This is a genomic window from Pseudomonas sp. UM16, from assembly GCF_050312595.1.
GTDB lineage: Bacteria > Pseudomonadota > Gammaproteobacteria > Pseudomonadales > Pseudomonadaceae > Aquipseudomonas.
Window position 1 is genome coordinate 43,151 of record NZ_JBNPJT010000022.1, and the last position, 20,498, is coordinate 63,648.

General features: G+C 57.9%; 20 protein-coding genes and 1 tRNA gene. 16 read left to right on the forward strand and 5 right to left on the reverse strand.

Annotation, left to right across the window (positions count from 1 at the left end; genetic code table 11):
- Positions 1-109 precede the first annotated feature (109 nt).
- Positions 110-1,216, forward strand: coding sequence for an enoyl-CoA hydratase/isomerase family protein (locus ACQRAX_RS22280; protein ID WP_412039690.1), 1,107 nt, complete (start codon positions 110-112; stop codon positions 1,214-1,216).
- 5 nt (positions 1,217-1,221) lie between these two features.
- On the opposite strand, the gene ACQRAX_RS22285 is transcribed toward ACQRAX_RS22280, so the two are convergent.
- Positions 1,222-1,623, reverse strand: a complete 402-nt coding sequence (locus ACQRAX_RS22285) for a hypothetical protein (protein WP_412039691.1) — start codon at positions 1,621-1,623, stop codon at positions 1,222-1,224.
- 216 nt (positions 1,624-1,839) lie between these two features.
- Here ACQRAX_RS22285 and ACQRAX_RS22290 point away from each other — a divergent pair, with 216 nt between their 5' ends.
- The 10 genes from ACQRAX_RS22290 (at position 1,840) to ACQRAX_RS22335 (ending at position 10,242) form a co-directional block, all read left to right on the forward strand.
- Positions 1,840-3,330, forward strand: coding sequence for a sensor domain-containing diguanylate cyclase (locus ACQRAX_RS22290; protein WP_412039692.1), 1,491 nt, complete (start codon positions 1,840-1,842; stop codon positions 3,328-3,330).
- Positions 3,323-3,544 carry a cysteine-rich CWC family protein gene (locus ACQRAX_RS22295; RefSeq protein WP_412039693.1) on the forward strand — a complete coding sequence of 74 codons (222 nt, stop codon included), beginning with the start codon at positions 3,323-3,325 and terminating at the stop codon, positions 3,542-3,544. Before ACQRAX_RS22290 ends, ACQRAX_RS22295 begins: the two co-directional genes overlap by 8 nt.
- A 27-nt stretch (positions 3,545-3,571) precedes the next feature.
- Entirely contained in the window at positions 3,572-4,264 is a 693-nt protein-coding gene (locus ACQRAX_RS22300) for a pseudouridine synthase (RefSeq protein WP_412039694.1), read from the forward strand.
- Between the two features lie 322 nt (positions 4,265-4,586).
- Positions 4,587-5,471 (forward strand): alpha/beta fold hydrolase, encoded by an 885-nt coding sequence (locus ACQRAX_RS22305; protein ID WP_412039695.1) that lies wholly within the window; start codon positions 4,587-4,589, stop codon positions 5,469-5,471.
- Between the two features lie 156 nt (positions 5,472-5,627).
- A tRNA-Gly gene (locus tag ACQRAX_RS22310) sits at positions 5,628-5,701 on the forward strand.
- Positions 5,702-6,077: 376 nt separating this feature from the next.
- Positions 6,078-6,566: an Hcp family type VI secretion system effector gene (locus tag ACQRAX_RS22315; protein ID WP_412039696.1), complete on the forward strand. Its 489-nt coding sequence runs from the start codon at positions 6,078-6,080 to the stop codon at positions 6,564-6,566.
- A gap of 11 nt (positions 6,567-6,577) precedes the next feature.
- A complete protein-coding gene (locus ACQRAX_RS22320; RefSeq protein ID WP_412039697.1) occupies positions 6,578-7,549 on the forward strand; it encodes a hypothetical protein in 972 nt (323 codons plus the stop codon).
- A 2-nt stretch (positions 7,550-7,551) separates the two neighbouring features.
- On the forward strand, positions 7,552-7,920 hold the full coding sequence (locus ACQRAX_RS22325; RefSeq protein WP_412039698.1) for a hypothetical protein: 369 nt from the start codon (positions 7,552-7,554) through the stop codon (positions 7,918-7,920).
- Between the two features lie 89 nt (positions 7,921-8,009).
- Positions 8,010-8,402 carry a hypothetical protein gene (locus tag ACQRAX_RS22330; protein WP_412039699.1) on the forward strand — a complete coding sequence of 131 codons (393 nt, stop codon included), beginning with the start codon at positions 8,010-8,012 and terminating at the stop codon, positions 8,400-8,402.
- Between the two features lie 133 nt (positions 8,403-8,535).
- The gene (locus ACQRAX_RS22335) at positions 8,536-10,242 is read left to right on the forward strand and encodes a SulP family inorganic anion transporter (protein ID WP_412039700.1); all 1,707 of its coding nucleotides are present in this window, start codon (positions 8,536-8,538) and stop codon (positions 10,240-10,242) included.
- A 109-nt stretch (positions 10,243-10,351) separates the two neighbouring features.
- Here the strand turns inward: ACQRAX_RS22335 and ACQRAX_RS22340 are convergent, their stop codons facing one another.
- Positions 10,352-10,987 (reverse strand): LysE family translocator, encoded by a 636-nt coding sequence (locus ACQRAX_RS22340; protein ID WP_412039701.1) that lies wholly within the window; start codon positions 10,985-10,987, stop codon positions 10,352-10,354.
- A 69-nt stretch (positions 10,988-11,056) separates the two neighbouring features.
- Entirely contained in the window at positions 11,057-12,124 is a 1,068-nt protein-coding gene (locus tag ACQRAX_RS22345) for a glycerophosphodiester phosphodiesterase (RefSeq protein WP_412039702.1), read from the reverse strand.
- A gap of 112 nt (positions 12,125-12,236) precedes the next feature.
- Here ACQRAX_RS22345 and ACQRAX_RS22350 point away from each other — a divergent pair, with 112 nt between their 5' ends.
- The 5 genes from ACQRAX_RS22350 to ACQRAX_RS22370 all read left to right on the forward strand — a co-directional run bounded on the left by ACQRAX_RS22350 (position 12,237) and on the right by ACQRAX_RS22370 (position 18,497).
- Positions 12,237-13,259 carry a DUF4917 family protein gene (locus ACQRAX_RS22350; RefSeq protein ID WP_412039703.1) on the forward strand — a complete coding sequence of 341 codons (1,023 nt, stop codon included), beginning with the start codon at positions 12,237-12,239 and terminating at the stop codon, positions 13,257-13,259.
- An 87-nt stretch (positions 13,260-13,346) separates the two neighbouring features.
- Positions 13,347-13,886, forward strand: coding sequence for an RNA polymerase sigma factor (locus ACQRAX_RS22355; RefSeq protein ID WP_412039704.1), 540 nt, complete (start codon positions 13,347-13,349; stop codon positions 13,884-13,886).
- Positions 13,883-14,833, forward strand: a complete 951-nt coding sequence (locus ACQRAX_RS22360; RefSeq protein ID WP_412039705.1) for a FecR family protein — start codon at positions 13,883-13,885, stop codon at positions 14,831-14,833. Before ACQRAX_RS22355 ends, ACQRAX_RS22360 begins: the two co-directional genes overlap by 4 nt.
- Before the next feature lie 117 nt (positions 14,834-14,950).
- Entirely contained in the window at positions 14,951-17,503 is a 2,553-nt protein-coding gene (locus ACQRAX_RS22365) for a TonB-dependent receptor (protein ID WP_412039706.1), read from the forward strand.
- A gap of 106 nt (positions 17,504-17,609) precedes the next feature.
- On the forward strand, positions 17,610-18,497 hold the full coding sequence (locus ACQRAX_RS22370; RefSeq protein ID WP_412039707.1) for a DMT family transporter: 888 nt from the start codon (positions 17,610-17,612) through the stop codon (positions 18,495-18,497).
- Positions 18,498-18,535: 38 nt separating this feature from the next.
- On the opposite strand, the gene ACQRAX_RS22375 is transcribed toward ACQRAX_RS22370, so the two are convergent.
- Both ACQRAX_RS22375 and ACQRAX_RS22380 read right to left on the reverse strand, forming a co-directional pair.
- The gene (locus ACQRAX_RS22375; RefSeq protein ID WP_412039708.1) at positions 18,536-19,753 is read right to left on the reverse strand and encodes a class I SAM-dependent methyltransferase; all 1,218 of its coding nucleotides are present in this window, start codon (positions 19,751-19,753) and stop codon (positions 18,536-18,538) included.
- A 106-nt stretch (positions 19,754-19,859) separates the two neighbouring features.
- The gene (locus tag ACQRAX_RS22380; RefSeq protein WP_412039709.1) at positions 19,860-20,477 is read right to left on the reverse strand and encodes a TPM domain-containing protein; all 618 of its coding nucleotides are present in this window, start codon (positions 20,475-20,477) and stop codon (positions 19,860-19,862) included.
- Between the last annotated feature and the right edge of the window lie 21 nt (positions 20,478-20,498).

Below are 20,498 nucleotides of genomic sequence, written 5' to 3' on the forward strand. Positions count from 1 at the left end.
TGGCGCGACACTAGGAAAGCTGCCGGTACTTGTCAATCGATCCGACCAGCGACCGGCAGTTTCAGCGACACCGACCATACTTGTCCGGATCAGACGAATGAGGTCGCCCATGGCCGTACAGTGCGAAGAACTCACCGGCGTCGATGGCGCACGCATCGGCATCGCCACGCTGGATGCCGCCAAAGCCCTAAATGCCTTGTCGTTACCGATGATCGAAGTGCTCGACCAGCAATTGGCTGAGTGGGCCAACAACCCGGAAATTGTCTGCGTGCTACTGCGCGGGGCCGGCGCCAAAGCGTTTTGTGCCGGGGGTGATGTGCGCAGCCTGGTCCAGGCTTGCCGCAATCATCCCGGGCAGGTGCCGCCATTGGCCGCGCGTTTCTTCGCCGATGAGTATCGCCTGGACTACCGCCTGCACACCTACCGCAAACCCTTACTGTGCTGGGGCCACGGTCATGTACTTGGTGGTGGCATGGGCCTGCTGCAAGGGGCCAATGTGCGCATCGTCACGCCAAGCAGCCGCCTGGCCATGCCCGAAATCAGTATCGGTTTGTACCCAGATGTTGGCGCCAGTTGGTTTCTCGCCCGCCTGCCGGGAAAACTCGGACTGTTTCTAGGGATGACCGGCGCCGGCATCAATGCTCGCGACGCCTTGGATCTGGACTTGGCGGACCGCCTGCTGGGGGAAAACCAGCAAGAAGAGCTGATCGACGACCTGTTGCAACTGAACTGGCAGGAACAGACTGCGTTGCAATTGAACAGCCTGCTCAAGGCCCAGCAGCATCGGACCCAGGCTGAGATGCCAGACGCCCAATGGCTGCCCCGCCGCCAGCAAATCGATGCACTGCTGGATGTCAGCGATCCGGTCTGCGCCTGGCGCGCGATCGCCACGCTGCGCAATCACCCCGACCCACTACTGGCCAACGCCGCGCGCACCATGCTCGAAGGCTGCCCACTGACCGCGCACCTGGTTTGGGAGCAGATCCAACGGGCACGGCACCTGTCGTTAGTCCAGGTGTTCCAGATGGAATACACCATGAGCCTCAATTGTTGCCAGCACCCTGAGTTCAGTGAAGGTGTGCGGGCCCGATTAATCGACAAAGACCAGAAACCACGCTGGCACTGGGCGGATATCGCCCAGGTGCCAGAGGCTGTGATCAACGCGCATTTTGCCAAAGCCTGGGAAGGTCGCCATCCCTTGGCAGACCTGGCTTGAAGAGCTCAACGATGCCAGTTGCGCTCGCCGCGACCGTCACCGCGGCGGTCGTAGCGGTCATGGCGTGTGGCCCCCTGCCGGTAACGCTCATGCCCGCGCCCGGGATAGGCCTTGTAGTAACGATCCGGCGCCGAGCGGTAATAATGCGGTGTTGAGCGATAGTCGTGGGGAGCAGGACGATAGTAATGTGGCGCTGGTCGGTAGTGGTTCAGCGGCGGTGAGTAATAGCGTGGCTGTGGCGCCACATAGTAGCCGCGGTTATTGGGATAGACCGGCCGGTAATAACCTGGATAGCCATAGCGATCAGCAGTATAGACTTCGCTTCGATAGTAACCGTTACCTCCGTAAGGGACACACGCGGCGGTCAGCAAACTCAGCACTGCAACAAGCAAAAGTCGGCGATACATAGCGGCCTCCTGGACCGCGGAACTGCCCATCCCAGCGGCGCTGGTCGGCGTCGATGAGCAATGCCACATCGACACTGGATAAGACCTCCCAAAGCGAATCCGGTGCCATTGCCGCAATAATTTGAAACAACGCCAATACCCTTGATATTTGTCCAGTTATTTTTCGGCCATCGCACTAGAATGAACGCCACTGGCCTATAACAAGGGACTGTCATATTGCCTCGCTCCGCCCTGTTTTCGCAGCGCTCGTTGATCCTGACCTTGATCTTGTTGCTCGGCTGCGGCTTTCTCGCCACATCGCTGCTGAGTTACTTCGCCTCGCGCAGTTCGATCCGCGACAACATCGTCAATACCGAGCTGCCTCTGACCTCTGACACGGTGTATTCGGAAATTCAGAAGGATCTGGTGCGACCGATCCTGATTTCCTCGATGATGGCCCACGACACCTTTCTGCGTGACTGGGCGTTGGCTGGCGAGCGTGACCCGACGCAAATCTCCCGCTACCTCAATGAGGTCATGGGCCAGTACCACGCTTACACCGCCTATTTCGTCTCCAGCGCCAGCGGCAACTACTACCAGGCGAAAATGGGTGTGCTCAAGCAAATCGACGCGCAGGAACCGCGCGATGCCTGGTACTTTCGCGTGCTGAAAATGCAGGCGCCCTACGAAATCAACGTCGACCTGGACATGGCCAACCAGGACAAGCTCACGGTCTTCATCAACTACCGTGTGCACGACTACCACGGCAACTTTATCGGCGTGACGGGTATCGGTCTAAGTGCCGAAGCCGTGGTGCGCCTGATCGATGACTACCAGCAACGCTACCAGCGCCAGGTCTACTTCGTCGATCGCCAAGGCCAGGTAGTCCTGACCGGCTCCAAAGGTGGGGCGCACGGCGCGCGCACCGGGCAGGCGCTGCGCGAGCTGGATGGGGTACGCGAACTGCTCAAACAAATGCCCACGCCGATCAGCGGCAGCTATGAGTACCTGAGTCGCAACGCCGACAGCCACTTTCTCAATGTACGCCTGGTACCGGAACTGAACTGGTATCTGTTCGTCGACAAACGAGAAGACGGCGCCCTGGACAACATCCGCCAGTCGCTTTACCTGAACCTGGCAATCTGCACCATCATCGGCCTGGTCGTACTGTCACTGCTCAATGCCATGGTCAAACGCCACCAGGACAACATTGAAACCCTGGCCACCCTCGACAGCCTGACCGGGTTGCCCAATCGCCGCGGTTTCGACCTGCTGGCCGCGCAAGCGCTGAACGAAGCCCTGCGTGAACCCAAGCGCCTGGTCGCCTTGCTGATCGACCTGGATCACTTCAAACAACTCAACGATACCCATGGCCACCTGGCCGGCGACGAAGTGCTGCGCCAGTTTGCCCAGGTACTGGAAAATTGCTTGCGTCAGGCGGATATTATCTGTCGATGGGGCGGTGAAGAATTTATCGTTCTGCTCAAGGATAGCGACGCAGTGAAGGCCCAAGAGGTCGCGGAAAAAATCCGCCGGCACACCGAACAACGGCCATTCAACTTCGCCGACAAAGTGATCCGTTTGACCACCAGTATCGGCTTGAGCAGCCTGCAGCCTGACGATACCCTGCACAGCCTGATTGCCCGCGCCGACCATGCGCTTTACCGTGCCAAACAAAGCGGACGCAATCGCGTCTGCGTAGAGATGTCCAGGTCCGACGATGAATAACCCGCAAAGCTGTCCCGCCTGTGGCGCCAGCAACCGTTGCAGCCTTGCCGACCCACGCACTGCGGCTCAGGCGTGCTGGTGCTACAGCGTCAGCATCGCCCCCGAAGTCATTGAGGCACTTCCTGGCGAACAGCGCAACAAAGCCTGCCTGTGCCCGGCCTGCGCCCAAGTGCTCGAGCAACTGCAGGCGGCAAACAACGTAAGCGCCGGTTAAACTGCAACGCCCAGCGTCTGGCCTCGTATGCGTCTCGATCGATTCCTCAGTAACCTGCCCTGCTTCAACCGTCAGCAAGTACGCTTGCTGCTGGCCGAGCGACGGGTGCGCGTGGACGGCTATTACGTAAGTGACCCGCGCCTGGAAGTGCGCGAGTTCAGCCGCATCGAGATCGATGATCAAGTGCTTCAGGACGGACGCGCGGCGCGCTATCTGATGCTGCACAAACCCCAAGGCTGCGTTAGCGCCACCCAGGACCCGGAGCACCGCACCGTACTGGATTTGATTGGTGAGGCAGACAAGCACGAACTGCACATCGCCGGACGCCTGGATTTCAACACCACCGGCCTGATGCTGCTGACCAACGACGGCCAGTGGTCACGACGTCTGACACAACCGCAAACCAAACTGGCGAAGATTTACTACGTCGAGACTGAGCAGGTCATCGAGCCTCACTACATCGACAAGTTTCGCCAAGGCTTCTATTTCGCCTTCGAAGACCTCACCACCCAGCCCGCCGAACTGACCTTGCTCGGTCCGCGCAGCGCTCGCCTGAGCATCGTCGAAGGCCGTTATCATCAGGTAAAACGCATGTTCGGTCACTTCGACAACAAGGTCGTGCGCCTGCACCGCGAGTGCATGGGCCCTCTGCAACTGGACCCGGGGCTGCTTCCTGGCGAATACCGTGCGCTCTATCCCGAGGAGATCCTGGCAATTTGAAGTCACGACCGCCTAGCGGAAAGATTTCGCCAATTTCCCCAAAGGCACTTGCGGGTTACTGCGCTGCCTGCTTGAATCCAATCGTCGGTCTGCATGTGACTTGCCAGTCACGCCTGCAGTCCAAGACACCTTTTTGCTGGTGACCCGTGCCTCGAAGCATTGGCGTCCGGCAGATTGCCCACCTAGAACAATACCGGTCGACCAGCGCAGCACACGGATCGACAAGGGCCCTCAGCTTCACTTCAAGGCGTATGCCTACCTGTCATAAAGAACGCGCATCCTTGCATGTGCGAACACCCTTTTTGCGCCAGGAGTCGACGACATGAGGCCAGAAATTGCTGTGCTTGATATACAAGGTCAGTATCGGGTTTACACGGAGTTCTATCGCGCAGACGCCGCTGAGAAGACGATCATCCTGATCAATGGCTCGCTGGCCACTACGGCCTCGTTTGCCCAGACAGTGCGTAGCCTGCATCCGCAGTTCAACGTGGTGCTTTACGATCAACCCTATGCCGGCAAGTCCAAGGCGCACAACCGCCACGAGCGCTTGCTGACCAAGGAAACCGAAGGGCAGATCCTCCTCGAATTGATCGAGCATTTCGCCGCCGACCACGTGATGTCGTTCTCCTGGGGCGGTGCCTGCACCCTGCTGGCACTGGCGCACAAGCCTCGACGCATCGAAAAGGCCGTGGTCAGCTCGTTCTCACCGGTGATCAACGAACCGATGCGCGACTACCTCGAACGTGGCTGCCAGTACCTCAGTGCCTGTGACCGCTACCAGGTCGGTAATCTGGTCAACGACACCATTGGCAAACACCTGCCGTCGTTGTTCAAGCGCTTCAACTACCGGCACGTCAGCAGCCTGGACAACCACGAATACGCGCAGATGCACTTTCACATCAACCAGGTGCTTGACCATGATCTGGGCAACGCCCTGCGCTCGGCACGGGTGATCGACATCCCGGTGTTGTTCATGAACGGCGAGTGGGACGAATACACCACCACCGATGATGCCCGGCAGTTCAGCCAGCACGTGCGCAACAGCCACTTCAGCGAGATTCGCGCCACCGGCCACTTCCTCGACATGGAGCACAAGGCCGCCTGCAATGCTACGCGTGACGTACTGCTGGGTTTCCTGAAAGCGCCTGTGCGCGAATCGCGCGTTCGTAATCAGTACGTGCCGGGGCATCATGCGCTGGCGATCTGAATACCCTGGTTGGCGGTAGCGCAGCCTCTTGCATCAGCGGCCCCATAGGGCAGAAGGAAGATGCCTGACCTCGCGCTACCGGCCCCCTAACAAGGCTTTTTTACCACCCAAGGCTTCAAATCGCCGCGCACATCTGGTACAACGTCAGCCCTGAAAGCGGGTGTCGTATAATGGCATTACTCCAGCTTCCCAAGCTGATAACGAGGGTTCGATTCCCTTCACCCGCTCCAGCATTCCCCTGACTCGTTAGTCTTCTACAGCTCTTTGAACTGGAAGCGATGAGGCGCCTAGCCCTTTCATACGGGGCATCCGCAGGTTATCCAGCGCAACAGCCTCCACCGCCACTCGAGCGGAATTTAACTACTTTGCAGCACTACCCAGGCACGCTGTCGCCCTACATTCTCTCAGCCCATCTGTTCACCAAACTTGCCCACCGAGCCCATAACGCACCCTGTCCTTGTTTACAAAGTAGGCGGCATGGATAGCAGAATCCTACGTTGAAATATTCAGATAACAGGTCTCGCTCCTGAGCCCCCCAACAGGGGTGGCGTTACCCGTTCAAAATGTTCTACTGTTCAAATGACATGCAGACAAGGATGGTTGAACATGGAATTTGACGCTTTCCTCAAAATCGATGGTATTCCTGGCGAAGCCCTTGATGATCAACACAAGGACTGGATAGAAATCACCGGGTACCGATTCGGTACTCATCAAAGCACATCAGCTACCGCAAGTTCGTCTGGCGGAGCGTCTTCTGGACGCACAACCGTGAGCGACTTCACGTTCACCAAAAATCTAGACAAATCCAGCTGCAAGCTCATAGAGGCCAGCTGTGCAGGCGAACACTTAAAAGAAGTTGTCGTTACACTACATCGTGCCGGCGGTGAAAAACTCAAGTACTTTGAGATCACATTGGAAGAAGTGATTATTTCAGACTATTCGCAAAGTGCGAATGATGGCGTTCCAACTGAGTCCATCAGTCTAAATTACGGCCGGATAAAAACGACCTACACCCAGCAAAAACGAGGGGATGGTAGCGGCGGAGGTAACGTTGCTGGCGGCTGGGATCGAATCAATAATAAAAAGTACTCCTGAGGCAATCGCCGATGCCAGAAGTCAAGAGCTTCATAAATCCACACGTACAAAATTACTCATACCTTAAGTCAAATTTACAGCTAGGTAAAAACTCTAGCGCAAAATTCGACATATTGAATTCGCACATTGTTAACTCGGTAGTCTTACCAGGCGAGATTATAATCGTTGGAGACAACTCTACTCCCTCCTGTACAGCCGAAGAAGCTTTTTATATGAGGATGGCCGCCAATACCCATACGGCATTGACGACCAACGGCGCACAAAGCGATGGTTTTCTTATTGAGAACCATGAGCTTCTAACAAAAACGCTGGGATACTCCGCTCTTGGCATTGGCAGCATGAGCAGCTCTTGGAGCAAACATCTGGAAGGTATCAAGATAACGCTTGAAGAAATTGACACAGCCCATAAAGATCATCTTAGAAGTGGAACAATCCTCAGCCGGGAAGCCTTTTACGTAAAACGAAAAATCCTATTTGCAAAGCTCGAAAACCAACTAAAAAGCTTTGCCAGCTACGGGTCAGGCCTGCGCAACCAGGGGTCTATCAAGAAAACACTTGGGATCTCCACGAAAAGCTATTTACACTCTGGAGTAATCGCAGGGTACGCCGACACAATTAATGACGTGGCGAAAGCTTCAAATCTTTTGAAACACGGAACATACTTAGGCATAGGATTAGATATTACCGCAACCGGAATATCCATCAACAATGCGTGTTCAAGTGGTCGTGAAGACGAATGCAGGAAAGCAAAATATGTTGAAACAAGCAAGCTCGGAATTACCATACTAAGCGGATCGGCCGGGGGTGGCGTAGGCGCAATGGCCGCAACCAGCCTTTGCGTTATTGCACTCGGCATTGCAACTGGAGGACCTGGTGCATTTGCTTGTGCTTTTATAGGCTCAATCATTGGTGGAGCCGCCGCCGGCCATATAGGTGGTAAAGGCGGTGAACTGCTTGGCAATGCCATCTACGAGGCATTCTAAAAGTGAACCAAATAGAATTAGGATTTATCGTTGGCGCAATAAGTATAATGATGCTTTTGAATATTGTCTTCATGGCGTATTTAGCAACCTTCAAGCTACCCATTGCTGAAAGCCACCTCCCCAACTCAAACTGGATACAAGACAACAAAAAAGCCCTAGCAAAAACAGGGTGGATAGGGTCCATTTACAAGCTAAATGCAATTGCAATAATGCTAGCCATGCCTAAATTAAGTAAAAAAAGAAATCTAGTCGACCTCCCTGAAATACTGGCATTTCCTAAAAAATTAAAGTTACTTATATTAAGCAATTATCTCTCTTTAATTTTACTACTGTGCTGCCTTACGATTACCGTGAGCTTATCAAAAACATAGCACGTACATCTTAGCACCTGCACTGACGTAAGAACCGACGACTCTAAAAACTCGACAAACATTGGCGACAACTGATATTCACGAGACCTATGAGCACTACAAGATTTGAGCTTGGCATTATTGCTGGAGTGGTACTAGCAGCGATGCTTTTGAATTTGTTCTACATGGCCTATTTAATACGTTTCAAGCTAGAAAAAGCGGAGATCCATTTAGTCAATTCCGCCTGGATACTCAACAACAGGAAAATGCTGCTGCACAGCGGATGGGTAGGCGCCATTTACAGGCTCAACGCCATAGCTATAGTTTTAACCATGCCAGTCCTAAGCGCGAAAAGAGAACTTGGTTCATTACCTGAAATCTTGGCATTTCCTAAAAAATTAAAAACACTCATACTCACCAACTATTGTTTTTTGATCTTATCTACTTGTGCCCTCGCAGCTGTTGTAATCGTTTCAAAAACCTCCCTATCCCCCACCCCCTAGCCCGGACAAGCTGGCGACAGCCGCCAGCACAACCTTTTGATCTGAACCCCTACCCCGGTACTCGCAATACGCTTTAATAAAGGCAATTGCCTGTTTTTCAGCCCTGTCGCGCAACACTCGAAAGGACCCTTTCATGCTGCTGTCTCGCTGGCTCCCGGGCCTGGCTAATCTCTTGCGTTATCGCCGCGAATGGTTCCACGCCGACCTGCAGGCCGGGTTGTCGGTAGCAGCGATTCAAATACCGATTGCCATCGCCTATGCGCAAATTGTCGGCCTGCCGCCGCAGTACGGGCTGTACGCGTGCATTCTGCCGATGATGGTCTATGCCCTGGTCGGCAGTTCGCGCCAGTTGATGGTCGGCCCAGATGCGGCCACCTGCGCCATGGTGGCCGGGGCCATTGCCCCGCTGGCGATGGGGGATCCCGCCCGACTGGCGCAGTTGTCGGTGATTATCACCCTCCTGGTGGGCCTGATGTTGATCGGCGCCGGGTTGGCCCGCGCCGGCTTTATTGCCAGTTTTTTCTCACGTCCGATTTTGATCGGTTACCTCAACGGCATCGGTTTGAGCCTGCTGGCCGGTCAGTTGGGTAAAGTGCTGGGGTTCAAGATTGAAGGTGATGGTTTCATCCTCAGTCTGATCAACCTGCTGCAGCGTCTGGGGGAAATCCACTGGGTAACGCTGAGCATCGGTCTGGCCGGTCTGGCGCTGTTGATCTGGATACCCCGCCGATTCCCGCGCCTACCCGCCGCACTGGTCACCGTGGTGCTGGCGACACTGGTGGTCGGCGTGTTTGGCCTGGACCACTTCGGCGTGGCGATTCTCGGCCCGGTGCCTGCCGGTATTCCAGAATTGGCCTGGCCTGAAACCAACCTCGGTGAGATGAAAAGTCTGCTGCGTGACGCCCTTGGTATCGCCACGGTGAGCTTTTGCAGCGCAATGCTCACTGCCCGCAGCTTTGCCGCCCGGCATGGCTACGCGATCAATGCCAACCACGAATTCCTCGCACTTGGCGTAACCAACATCGCTGCCGGGATGTCCCAAGGTTTCGCCATCAGTGGCGCCGACTCACGCACCGCCGTCAACGACATGGTCGGTGGCAAGAGCCAACTGGTGGGGATTATCGCCGCCTTGGTGATCGCCATCATCCTGTTGTTCTTTACCGCGCCGATGGCCTGGATTCCTCAGGCAGCCCTGGGCGCGGTGCTGCTGATGGCCGGCTGGGGCCTGATCGACGTGAAATCCCTGCGCAAAATCTACAAGCTCAGCCGCTTCGAATTCTGGCTGTGTGTACTGACCACCGCAGGCGTGCTGGGGGTCGGCGTGTTGCCGGGCATTATCATTGCCGTGACCCTGGCGATCCTGCGTTTGCTCTACAGCATCTACCAACCCACCGATGCGGTGCTCGGCTGGATGCCCGGCGTTGAAGGCCAGGTGGACATCCGTCAGCACAAGGAAGCGCGCACGGTCAAAGGCCTGGTGGTGTATCGCTTCGATGATGCGATTCTGTTTTTCAACGCCGACTACTTCAAGATGCGCCTGCTCGAAGCGGTACAACAGGAGCTTGAGCCACGGGCAGTGCTGTTTGACGCCGAAGCGGTGAGTTCCATCGACGTCAGCGGTATTTCCGCGCTGCGCGAAGTGCGCGACACCCTCACTGCACGGGGCATCCACTTCGGTATTGCCCGAGCGCGCGGGCAGTTCTTACGCATGCTGGTGCGCTCGGGGATTGCACGGGAAATGGAGCACGGCATGCTGTTTGGATCGGTACGTTCGGGGATTCGCGCGTACCGTTTGTGGCGTAATCGCAGCCGTAAGGAAAGCTTGCTCCAGCCGCTCTGATTGACTACCGAGACGGCCCCATCGCCGGCAAGTCCGGCTCCTACAATGTCACCTGTAAACCCCGGACCTATGGGAGCTGGCCTTGCCAGCGATGTAAGGCGAAAGTCGCTCAGGAACGTGGCATCAACCCCGGCAGCGCATGCATCAGGGCATTGACGGCAAAGCCGATGAACATCACCCCGCAAGCACGGGTGATCCACAGTTCATAGCGGGTGTAGAGGGTGCGAACGTGGCGGGCGCCGACGATTGCAATCAGGATCACATAAGCCAGCAGGCCGCCGAGAAAGCTCAGCGCAATCAACGCTGGCAACATTGACCACTCCAGGGTTTCGGCACGGCTGGAGATCAGCGCGGTGAAGGTGGCCACCGCCACCGGGTACGCCTTGGGATTAGTCAGGCCGAAAACGATGCCGTGCCAGAATGGCTTGCGCACCGGCCCTTGCTCGCCGCCAGTGCTCCCCGGACGACTGCGCAAGGCACGCAGGCCGAGCCAGAACAGGTACAAGCCACTGAGCAAGCCAAGAATGTCGAATACTGAACTGCCGATCTGCCGAGCCCCGACAATCGCCACCAGGGCCGTGCTGCACCACAGTACATCACCGAGCAGATGACCACAGAGGAACCCAGCCCCGGCACGCCGACCACGCGATGCACCGATCCCCAGCACTGCGAGCACGCCCGGCCCTGGGGTGATGCCGTAGATAAATCCGGAAGCGAGCACAGCGAACAACAGTGAGAAGGTCATGGGGAACCGGTCCTGGGCGACTACGCAAAGGCCGGAGTCTACGGTAGCCGCCGATTTCCGACCAGATCCTCAATAACCGCTCGCCGTAAGGATCTGTGCTTCATTCAGCGCTGGCGGCCGGGATAAATAGCGCAACAACTGAGCACTGCGATTGGTGAAAATGCCATCGACACCCGCCGCCATGACTTTGGCGAAATCCACCGTCTCGTCAACCGTGTACACATGCACCAGCAAGCCTTTGTCATGACTGAGCTTATTCATCCAGGGTTGTACCAGGTCGGCATAGCTTTGTGACCCTCCCGCCGTCCGCGTTGCCGACGGCCCGGTGCCAATGGCACCGGCGTCCTTGGCGTAATCAAGCCAACGCTCAAACTCGGCGTTGTCCTTGGGTTGCTGGCGCGCATAGAAGGCCGCCTTATCGCGCTCACCGGATTCGGCAAAGCTTTGCCCGGAGGCTGGCTCGATATAGCCTTTGCCAATCCATAACAGCAGCACCTTGGGCACCTGCGGCATATGCTGGTGCAACAGCGTCAGGCTATTGCGATCAAAACTCTGCAGCACCACGCGTCCCGGCTTGTCCAGCCAGCCACGCGCGCGCAGGCGGGCTTTGAGGTCGGCCTCGATGCCTGGGGAAAACGTTGGTTCTTTGGTTTCGATATACAAGCCTGGGCGCTTGTCGGGGTGGCCTTCGGCAATGTCCATGATTTCGTCCAGGGTAAGGATCTGCAGGCCTTTAAAACCCTCTCGTGCCCGTTCGGGATGGGCCTGATTGAACCAGCTACCAGCATCCAGTGATTTCAGCTCGGCCACGGTGAAGGCACTGACCGGGCTGTCCTTGCGCTCGGGGAAGCGCTGGGCGACATCACTGGTGCGTTGCAGGGTGTCATCGTGCACCGCCACTAACACGCCATCCTTGCTGCGCTGCAGGTCCAGCTCAAGGTAGTCGGCACCCAGGTCGCGGGCCAGCAGGTAAGCGGCAGCGGTGGATTCCGGGGCATCGAAGGAAGCCCCTCGATGGGCAATCACCGCCGGGGACGGGATGCTCTGGCGGGCTGCCAGCTCACTGCTCTGGACAGCCTCAGCCAGAGTGGCCAGGGGCAGTAAGAGCAGAGCCCACCGCTTACAAAATCCTTGCATGACCTTCCTCTTCTTCGTCGCTAGCAAAACCAGCATAGTCACCAACACTGATGACAAGCCGATGGCATGCTAAAGTCGCGCCGATCCAAAGACGCACCTGGAACATTGCCCCATGCCCGACGCCGACCTCGACGCCAGCCTCCACCTCTGGCCGAACCTGAATGCCGCACACCCCAGCACCGGCCTCCTGCTGGGCAATGGTGCCAGTCGTGCGCTGTGGCGCCCGTTTACCTATTTTTCCCTGTTCGAAGAAGCCCAGCGCGTGCGCCACAAGCCCCTGAGCCTGACCGACCAGGCGTTGTTCAAGTCCTTTGGCAGTGAACTGTTCGAACCGGTGCTCAGTGCCTTGAACACCACGGTACGCATCAACGCCGCCCTGGCAATCAGCTCATCGGCACCGCTGAACCGCTACTACGCAATCAAAGAAGCCTTGATTCACGCGGTGCGCAGCGTGCACATCCCCTGGCGCCTGCTGCCGACGGCAACCTTGCAGTTGATCAACAGCGAACTGCGCAACTATCACAGCGTCTATTCCAGCAACTACGACCTGCTCTGTCACTGGGCGGCCAGCCATGCCCCGGAAGGGTTTCAGTCGTTATTCAACGACGACGGCGACTTCGATGTCCGCCACACGCGCGGCACCGGCACCCGCCTGCTGTACTTGCACGGTGGCTTGCACCTGCTCAAACAACAGGACGGCAGCAGCCGTCAACGCAGCGCCAGCGGCAGTCAATTGCTCGATGGGTTTGCCGTAAACACGCCCGGTGATGTGCCGCTGTTCATCAACGAAAGCAACAGTGACGACAAGCTCAAGGCGATTCGCAGCTCTGACTACCTGAGCTGGTGCCTAGGCGAACTGGCAGGTCATCAAGGCGGATTGTGCCTGTTCGGCCAGCACTTGGGCGCCAGTGATCGCCACTTGCTTGAGGCTATCAAGCAGGCACGTCCGGCACACCTGGCCATTGCCATCAGGCCCTTGAGCGAGGCGTCGATCATCAGCCAGAAACAGCATTACACGCAGCGCTTTGCTGACGCTGCGAACATCGCCTTGCACTTTTTCGACGCCAGTAGCCATCCACTTGGCCTCTGCGACCTGGAAGTGCCGGTGCCAGTCCCCATTCGCAAGCGACGCTGATAGCAGCACAACATCACCCATAGCAAATAGCAATTATTATCGATACCATTCGCAGCTTTCTCTTCCGTTCCACCCTGGAAAGCTTGCATGCAGCGCCCCAAAACCGACCCGCTCGCCCATGACACCTGCCGCGGGTTCTACGCCGACATCCTGCATTTCCTGCGCAAACGCATGGACAACGCCAGCGATGCCGCCGACATGACCCAAGACGTGTTTGCCCAATGGCTGGGCTATCGCGACCGGTCACGGGTGGAGCAGCCGCGCGCGTTTCTGTTCCAGGTTGCACGCAACCTGCTCAACGATCACTGGCGCCGTCAACGTGTGCGCCATGCCGCAATGGATGAGCAGACACAGGCGGACGAAGCGGCAGGGCTCGACAACAACGCCGACCCACTGAATCACGCCCAGCAACAACAACGCCTGGAGCAATTGAAAAACGTCCTCGCCGAGCTCTCGCCGCGTCGCCGCGAAGCCCTTATGCTGCACCGCTTCGAAGGTTTGACGCAGGCACAGATCGGTGAGCGCATGGGTATTTCGGTGAGCATGGTGGAGAAGCACATTGCCGCTGCCCTTGTGCATTGCAAACAACGCCTGGACAGTGACGACGGCATGGAGCAGCCACAATGACCACCCTCCCCGATACCGATAAACGTTCGGTCGATGCCCAGGCGGCGAGCTGGTTTACCCGTAACCGCAACAACCCCTCGCGGGCCTCGCACAAGGACTTTTCACTGTGGCTACAGACCCCCGAACACGCTCGCGCCTACACCCAATTCGAGCAACTCTGGGAAGACCTGGCCGCACTTAAAAGCCTCAATCAACCGATCTCCTTGCCAGTACGTAAGACACGTAGCTGGCGACCAGCGCTGGCCATCGCTGCAGCCCTGGTCTGCGCCCTGCTGGCTGGTAATCTGGGCCTGCCTGCCAATCATTACGTGCAAACCGTGGCGGCCAACAGCGAACAACCGCAAACGCTGAAACTACCCGATGGTAGCCAGCTTAGCGTCAATGCCCATACTCAACTGCGCATAGACTTCGACGCCGAGCGCCGGCTGATTTACCTGGACAAAGGCCAGCTCTACATCGAGGTTGCCGCCGACAAAGAGCGCCCGCTGTTTGTCGATGCCGGAAGCGCTCGGGTGCGGGTAGTCGGTACGGCTTTCGACCTGCGCCGCGGACGTCAGGAGCTGGTCTTGAGCGTCACCCACGGCCAGGTCGCCCTGGATACGCCAGGAGAAAATCGCGATCCACTGTTGCTCGGCGCACGCCAACGTGCCACCTATGACCTGACCCGTGGCAGCCTCAGCCAGCAAGCCCTGAGCGATCAGGAAGTCGCCGGCTGGCGCAGCGGTCATGTGGCCTTTCGCGACCGCGAGCTGAGCAGTCTGGTCGATGAAATTTCACTCTACCGCGCTGCACCGATCCTGATTGCCGATCCAGCGCTGGGCCGCTATCGGGTCTCGGGTAACCTTGATGTCAACGACCCCGACGCCTTGGTCAATGCCTTGCCCGCGCTGCTGCCGGTCAAGACCATGACCCTGGCCGATGGCAGCCTGCGTATCGAGCACAAATAGAAATCTGAGAATATTTTTCATTCGCATATGAGGGTTTTCCGCAGCACCGCGTCTTCCTCCCGTCTGCATTAGTCACCGCAGGCCTTTTTGGCCTTTGTCGCCGTATTGGGGGATTTCATGTTGTCTGCGTTTCGTTCGTTCACACCCTTGTCTGCCCACCCATCGCTGCTGGCAGCCTGCCTGGCCCTGAGCCTGCAGGCGGAAGCTGCGCCGCTAGAGCTGAACCTGCCGGCGCAATCGCTGGCGATGTCACTGAGCCAGTTGGCCCAGCAAGCCAAGGTGCAATTGCTGTTCGACGAAACACTGCTGCGTAGCGTGCAAGCCCCGGCGCTCAAGGGCCATTACGAAGCTCAGGAGGCCATCGACCAGCTGCTGCGTAACAGTCGATTCGCCGTGGTCAAAGTTGGCAGCACTTACGTCGTGCGTCTGCGCGAAGACGACCCAACTGCCGATAACGGTATTCAGCTGAGCGCTGTGAGCATCGTTGGCGACGGCCAGCAGGTGGATTCGAGCACCGTCGGCCGCTCGACCCTGACCCAGGAGGACATCGACCGCTATCAGCCGAGCAACATTCCCAGCGTGCTCGCCACCCTGCCGGGGGTGAACATGGGTGGCTCCGCCAAACCCGGTGGCCAGACCATCAACATCTGGGGCCTGGGTGACGCCGAAGACGTGCCGATGAGCGTCGATGGCGCGACCAAAAGCGGTTTCGAGCGCTATCAACAAGGCACCATCTTCATTGAGCCGGAGCTGATCAAGAACATCGAGGTGGAGAAAGGCCCACACTCGGTCTACACCGGCAACGGCGGCTTCGGCGGCAGCGTCAACATGACCACCAAAGATGCCCCGGACCTGTTGCAGGAAGGCCGTAACAGCGGCGCCATGCTCAAGTACGGCTATGCCAGCAACGACCATCAGCAGGTCTACAGTTCGGCGTTGTTCGGCCGCACCGATGATGGACGCATGGATGCCCTGGTCTACCTGACCAAGCGTGACGGCGACGACATGAAACTGGCCGGCACCTTGCCCGACCCGGACAACACCTACCCGATCAATCCCCAGCGCCTGCCCAACAGCGCCCTGGATCTGGACGGCGCGTTGCTCAAGGTCAATATGCACCTGACGGACGAGCACAGTCTGGGCTTTTCCTGGTCGCGTTCACAGAGCGAGCGCTGGGCGCCGTTCTCATCTACCGCCTACCCGACGCCGCCGACCCAGTCAGACATCGACAGGTTCGGCTACGACAACGCCCTCAAGCGCTTCCTGGCCCATCGCACCACCACCGATACCACCTGGTCGACAACCTACAAATACCAGCCGATCAACAACCCGCTGGTGGACCTGCAGGTGAAATACTCGCTGTCTGACACCGAGCAGACCGACGAGCGCGATGCTACTGCCTACTTCCAGCCGTCCACCGGCGGACGCAAGATGGACACTGAATACAGCGACCAGATGCTCGACGTGCGCAACACCAGCCTGTTTGCTACCGGCCCGTTGGAACATGCCTTTACCGCTGGCTTCCAGGTTCGCCGCCACGAACGTGACACGCAGATGTGGATGCCCGGCAAGAAATACGAAACACCCCTGTACAACAATGGCAACTACCAGCCGTACTTTATGCCCAGCGGTAGCGTCGACAGTCAGGGTTATTTCATCCAGAACGCGATCACTCTGGGTGACGTGACCCTGACCCCTTCCCTGCGCTACGACCACGTTGCCAACAAGGGCAAAGACAACGACGCGCCGTTCTACAACAATGCCAAGCTGGGCCACGACTACAGCGAGAAGACCTACAGCGGCTGGTCGCCACGTTTGTCGATTTTCTGGAAAACCAACGAACAGACAGCCTTCTTCGCCGACTACAGCAAAACCTGGCGCGCGCCGGTACTCGATGAACAGTTCGAGGTCCAAGGCATGGGCAGCCGTACCGCCAGCAGCCGCAACCTCGACCCTGAGCGCATCACCGCCCTGCGCGCCGGTAACATCACTAACCTGTCGAATGTCTTTACCGACCAAGACATGGTGCTGATCCGCACCACCCTGTTCCGTAATGAAATCGACGACGAGATATTCAAAGCCACCGGCATCGGTTGCCCAGAGCAACTGGTCACCGGTGAAAGTATTTCCAATTCCTGTGGCGGTGGGCTGATGTCCAACTACCGCAATATCAACAGCGTGATCATCAAAGGCTTTGAGGTCGAAAGTTTCTACGATTCCACCTACCTGTTCGGTTCGGTGTCGTACTCATGGATTACTGGTCGCCATGAAGGCGCCTACACCAACCCGTGGGGGCCGGACGTCTGGGCCAAGGACATTCCGGCACCGAAATGGATCACCACACTGGGCGTGAAAATCCCCAGCTGGGACGCCAAAGTCGGCTGGCAGGCACAGTTCGTGCGCAAGACCGACCGCCTGCCGAGCGACACCTACCGCGAGGGCCCGGCCAGCTCCCTGGGTGACCGCTACTATGATCACTACGCCAACGACGACTATCAGATCCATGGCCTGTTCGCTAACTGGAAACCGCAGCAGCCGTACCTCAAAGGCACCGAGGTCAACCTGACCGTCGATAACCTGTTCAACAACGACTATCGCGCCGAGCTCAGTGGTAAATATGCCTACAGCCAGGGGCGCAATGCCAAGGTGAGCATTACCCGCTTCTTCTGAGCCACCCTGAGCTGAACTGTACGGATGAACTTGTGAGCAACTGTAACAAGATCATCCCGGTCAGCTGTGCCTCAATGACTGGACTTACCCGCCACAGGCTTTTGCTATGTCCAGCCGCGAAAACACCGGGATGGCCCTTGGCCTTCTCGGTGTCATCATTTTCAGCCTGACCCTGCCGATGACGCGAATTGTCGTACAGGAACTGCATCCTTTGCTCAACGGCTTGGGGCGTGCCTTGCTGGCGGCGATACCAGCGGCGGCGCTACTGTTGTGGCGCCGTGAGAAATGGCCGACCTGGCAACAAATCAAGGGGCTGAGCTTGGTGGCGCTGGGGGTGATCCTGGGCTTTCCGGTGTTTTCCGCCTGGGCCATGCAAACGGTACCGGCCTCCCATGGCGCGCTGGTCAATGGCCTGCAACCCTTGTGTGTGGCCTTCTATGCTGCCTGGCTGTCCCATGAACGACCGTCGAAAGCCTTCTGGGCCTGTGCCGCACTGGGCAGTGCCCTGGTACTGGTGTACGCGATGATCATGGGCGCCGGACAGATTCAAGCCGGTGACCTGTTGATGCTGGCAGCGATTGCCGTCGGCGGGCTGGGCTATGCCGAAGGTGGCCGACTGGCGCGAGAAATGGGTGGCTGGCAGGTGATCTGTTGGGCCCTGGTGTTGTCCAGCCCGCTATTGATTGGCCCGGTGGTGTACCTGACCCTGCAACATCAGGGACCGGTCAGCACCCAGACGTGGTGGGCGTTTGGTTACGTGTCGTTGTTTTCCCAGTTCATTGGCTTTTTTGCCTGGTATGCCGGGCTGGCCTTGGGTGGCATTGCCCGGGTCAGTCAAATCCAGTTGTTGCAGATCTTCTTCACCATCGCCTTCTCGGCGCTGTTCTTTGGCGAGCAGGTCGAGCCGATTACCTGGGTGTTTGCTGCCGGGGTCATCGGCACCGTGGTGCTGGGGCGCAAGACCCGCGTACACCCGGCGCCGGCGCGGGCCTGAGGTCAGGAACATCCCCTATATTTGTGGGAGCGGTGCTATCAAGTTGCGATCAAACCATCGGCGCGCAACAAGGTTTCCAGGCAGTGCTCCTTGACCCCATAGAACTCCTTGAGCTGCTGGATCTTCTCCAACAATGCCGTTGAATCCAGCGGCGCCTGGCGCTTAACGGCAAGGATCATCTTGTTCTTGTTGGTGTGCTCAAGCGAGATGAATTCGAACACCTTGGTCTCATAGCCGCAGGCCTCCAAGTACAAGGCACGCAAGCTGTCAGTGAGCATCTCGGCCTGCTGGCCCAAGTGCAGCCCATACTGCAGCATCGGCTTGAGCAGGCCTGGGCTGTGCAGTTGCGGACGAATCTGTTTGTGACAGCACGGCGAGCACATGATGATCGCCGCGCCACAGCGGATGCCGGTATGGATCGCGTAGTCGGTCGCGATGTCACAGGCATGCAAGGCGATCATCACCTCGATGGCGCTGGGCACCACGCTACGTACATCACCACACTCGAACACCAGCCCCGGATGCTCCAGGCGGGCGGCAGCGGCGTTGCACAGCTCGACCATGTCCTCACGCAACTCGACGCCAGTGACCTGCGCTTCACGCTGCAAGGTGTTACGCAGGTAATCGTGAATGGCGAAGGTCAGGTAGCCCTTGCCCGAGCCGAAGTCGGCCACGCGCAAGGGTTGCTTGGCAGCCAGTGGCGCCGAGTTCAGCGCATGGGAAAACACTTCGATGAACTTGTTGATCTGTTTCCACTTGCGGGACATCGCCGGAATCAAGGCTTGCTGCTTGTCTGTGACACCGAGGTCATGCAAGAACGGCCGACTCAGTTCCAGGTAGCGCTTTTTCTCCCGGTCATGCTCACCCGCCGCAGCCGGACGCTCCTGCTGCACGGCGCTACGATGGAGCATGGGCTTACCCTTCTTGCTGAACTCCAGCTGCGCTTCATCGCTCAGGCTCAACAGGTGGGCATTACGAAATGCGCCCGGCAGCAGCTCGGCCACCAACGCCAGGGCCTCTTCATTACCCAGGTTACGGGTGATGTCGCGGGTCTGGTAGCGGTAGACAAATGACAGGCAGGCCTGGCCCTTGACCACCAGGGGTTTGGCGATTATCCGCTGCAAGGCTTGTTCAGTGCCGACATGGCGCGCCAGCACCAGTTTGATCAGCGCGTTCTGCTGCAGGCTGGAGGCAAGCAGACTCAGAAACTGCGCACGCGCATCCGGCGCGGCCTGGGCGGTGGAGGAATCGGACATCGGGAGTGGGTGCCTCGGGTTGCGAAGGGAGCGGCTAGGCGCAATGCCAGGCATTTTACGTGGATGACCGGCCTGCGCACAGCTTTTGTCGATCAGCGTTCGCCGTTCATGCCAGCACCACCAGACGGTTGGGCAGTTCGTTACGCTCATGAGTCAAGGGCACATGTTCGGTCAGCACCTGCCCACAGGCTTCGATGCAGGTGACAAATCCCTGCAAGGTCTGGCCCTGGCGCACCTGTTCGGTAAAGCGCTGGACGATAGCGTCCCAGACCTGGTTGTCCAGGCGCCGTGAGATACCCTCATCAACGATGATCTCGACATAGCGCTCGGCCTCACTGACGAAAATCAGCACCCCGGTACTGCCTGCGGTGTGGTGCAGGTTCTGTTCGAGAAACTGTCGCCGGGCCAGGTTCGAGGCGCGCCAATGGCGCACCGATCGGGGGATCAATCGGGTAGTCAGACTGGGCAGGCGGAACAACAGGCACAGGGCAATGAACGTCAGCCATTGGGCGATCAACAAGCCGTCGACGCTAAACCAGCCGCCCAGGTAATACACCGCACCAGGTACCACTAACGCCAGCAGGCTGGCCCAAAGCAAGGGGATATAGGCGTAGTCGTCGGCGCGGGTGGCCAGGACGGTCACCAGTTCGGCATCGGTGCGCCGTTCAACCTGGGCAATCGCCTCGGCCACTTGGCGCTGTTCAAATTCACTGAGCAATGTCATGCAGGGGATATCTCGTTGATT

Coding starts and splice junctions, on each gene's coding strand:
- ACQRAX_RS22345 (WP_412039702.1), bottom strand. CDS start 12,124: ATGCAAGGATTTTGTAAGCGGTGGGCTCTGCTCTTACTGCCCCTGGCC.
- ACQRAX_RS22365 (WP_412039706.1), top strand. CDS start 14,951: ATGTTGTCTGCGTTTCGTTCGTTCACACCCTTGTCTGCCCACCCATCG.
- ACQRAX_RS22300 (WP_412039694.1), top strand. CDS start 3,572: ATGCGTCTCGATCGATTCCTCAGTAACCTGCCCTGCTTCAACCGTCAG.
- ACQRAX_RS22360 (WP_412039705.1), top strand. CDS start 13,883: ATGACCACCCTCCCCGATACCGATAAACGTTCGGTCGATGCCCAGGCG.
- ACQRAX_RS22380 (WP_412039709.1), bottom strand. CDS start 20,477: ATGACATTGCTCAGTGAATTTGAACAGCGCCAAGTGGCCGAGGCGATT.
- ACQRAX_RS22370 (WP_412039707.1), top strand. CDS start 17,610: ATGTCCAGCCGCGAAAACACCGGGATGGCCCTTGGCCTTCTCGGTGTC.
- ACQRAX_RS22330 (WP_412039699.1), top strand. CDS start 8,010: ATGAGCACTACAAGATTTGAGCTTGGCATTATTGCTGGAGTGGTACTA.
- ACQRAX_RS22295 (WP_412039693.1), top strand. CDS start 3,323: ATGAATAACCCGCAAAGCTGTCCCGCCTGTGGCGCCAGCAACCGTTGC.
- ACQRAX_RS22350 (WP_412039703.1), top strand. CDS start 12,237: ATGCCCGACGCCGACCTCGACGCCAGCCTCCACCTCTGGCCGAACCTG.
- ACQRAX_RS22285 (WP_412039691.1), bottom strand. CDS start 1,623: ATGTATCGCCGACTTTTGCTTGTTGCAGTGCTGAGTTTGCTGACCGCC.
- ACQRAX_RS22355 (WP_412039704.1), top strand. CDS start 13,347: ATGCAGCGCCCCAAAACCGACCCGCTCGCCCATGACACCTGCCGCGGG.
- ACQRAX_RS22280 (WP_412039690.1), top strand. CDS start 110: ATGGCCGTACAGTGCGAAGAACTCACCGGCGTCGATGGCGCACGCATC.
- ACQRAX_RS22305 (WP_412039695.1), top strand. CDS start 4,587: ATGAGGCCAGAAATTGCTGTGCTTGATATACAAGGTCAGTATCGGGTT.
- ACQRAX_RS22335 (WP_412039700.1), top strand. CDS start 8,536: ATGCTGCTGTCTCGCTGGCTCCCGGGCCTGGCTAATCTCTTGCGTTAT.
- ACQRAX_RS22375 (WP_412039708.1), bottom strand. CDS start 19,753: ATGTCCGATTCCTCCACCGCCCAGGCCGCGCCGGATGCGCGTGCGCAG.
- ACQRAX_RS22320 (WP_412039697.1), top strand. CDS start 6,578: ATGCCAGAAGTCAAGAGCTTCATAAATCCACACGTACAAAATTACTCA.
- ACQRAX_RS22315 (WP_412039696.1), top strand. CDS start 6,078: ATGGAATTTGACGCTTTCCTCAAAATCGATGGTATTCCTGGCGAAGCC.
- ACQRAX_RS22340 (WP_412039701.1), bottom strand. CDS start 10,987: ATGACCTTCTCACTGTTGTTCGCTGTGCTCGCTTCCGGATTTATCTAC.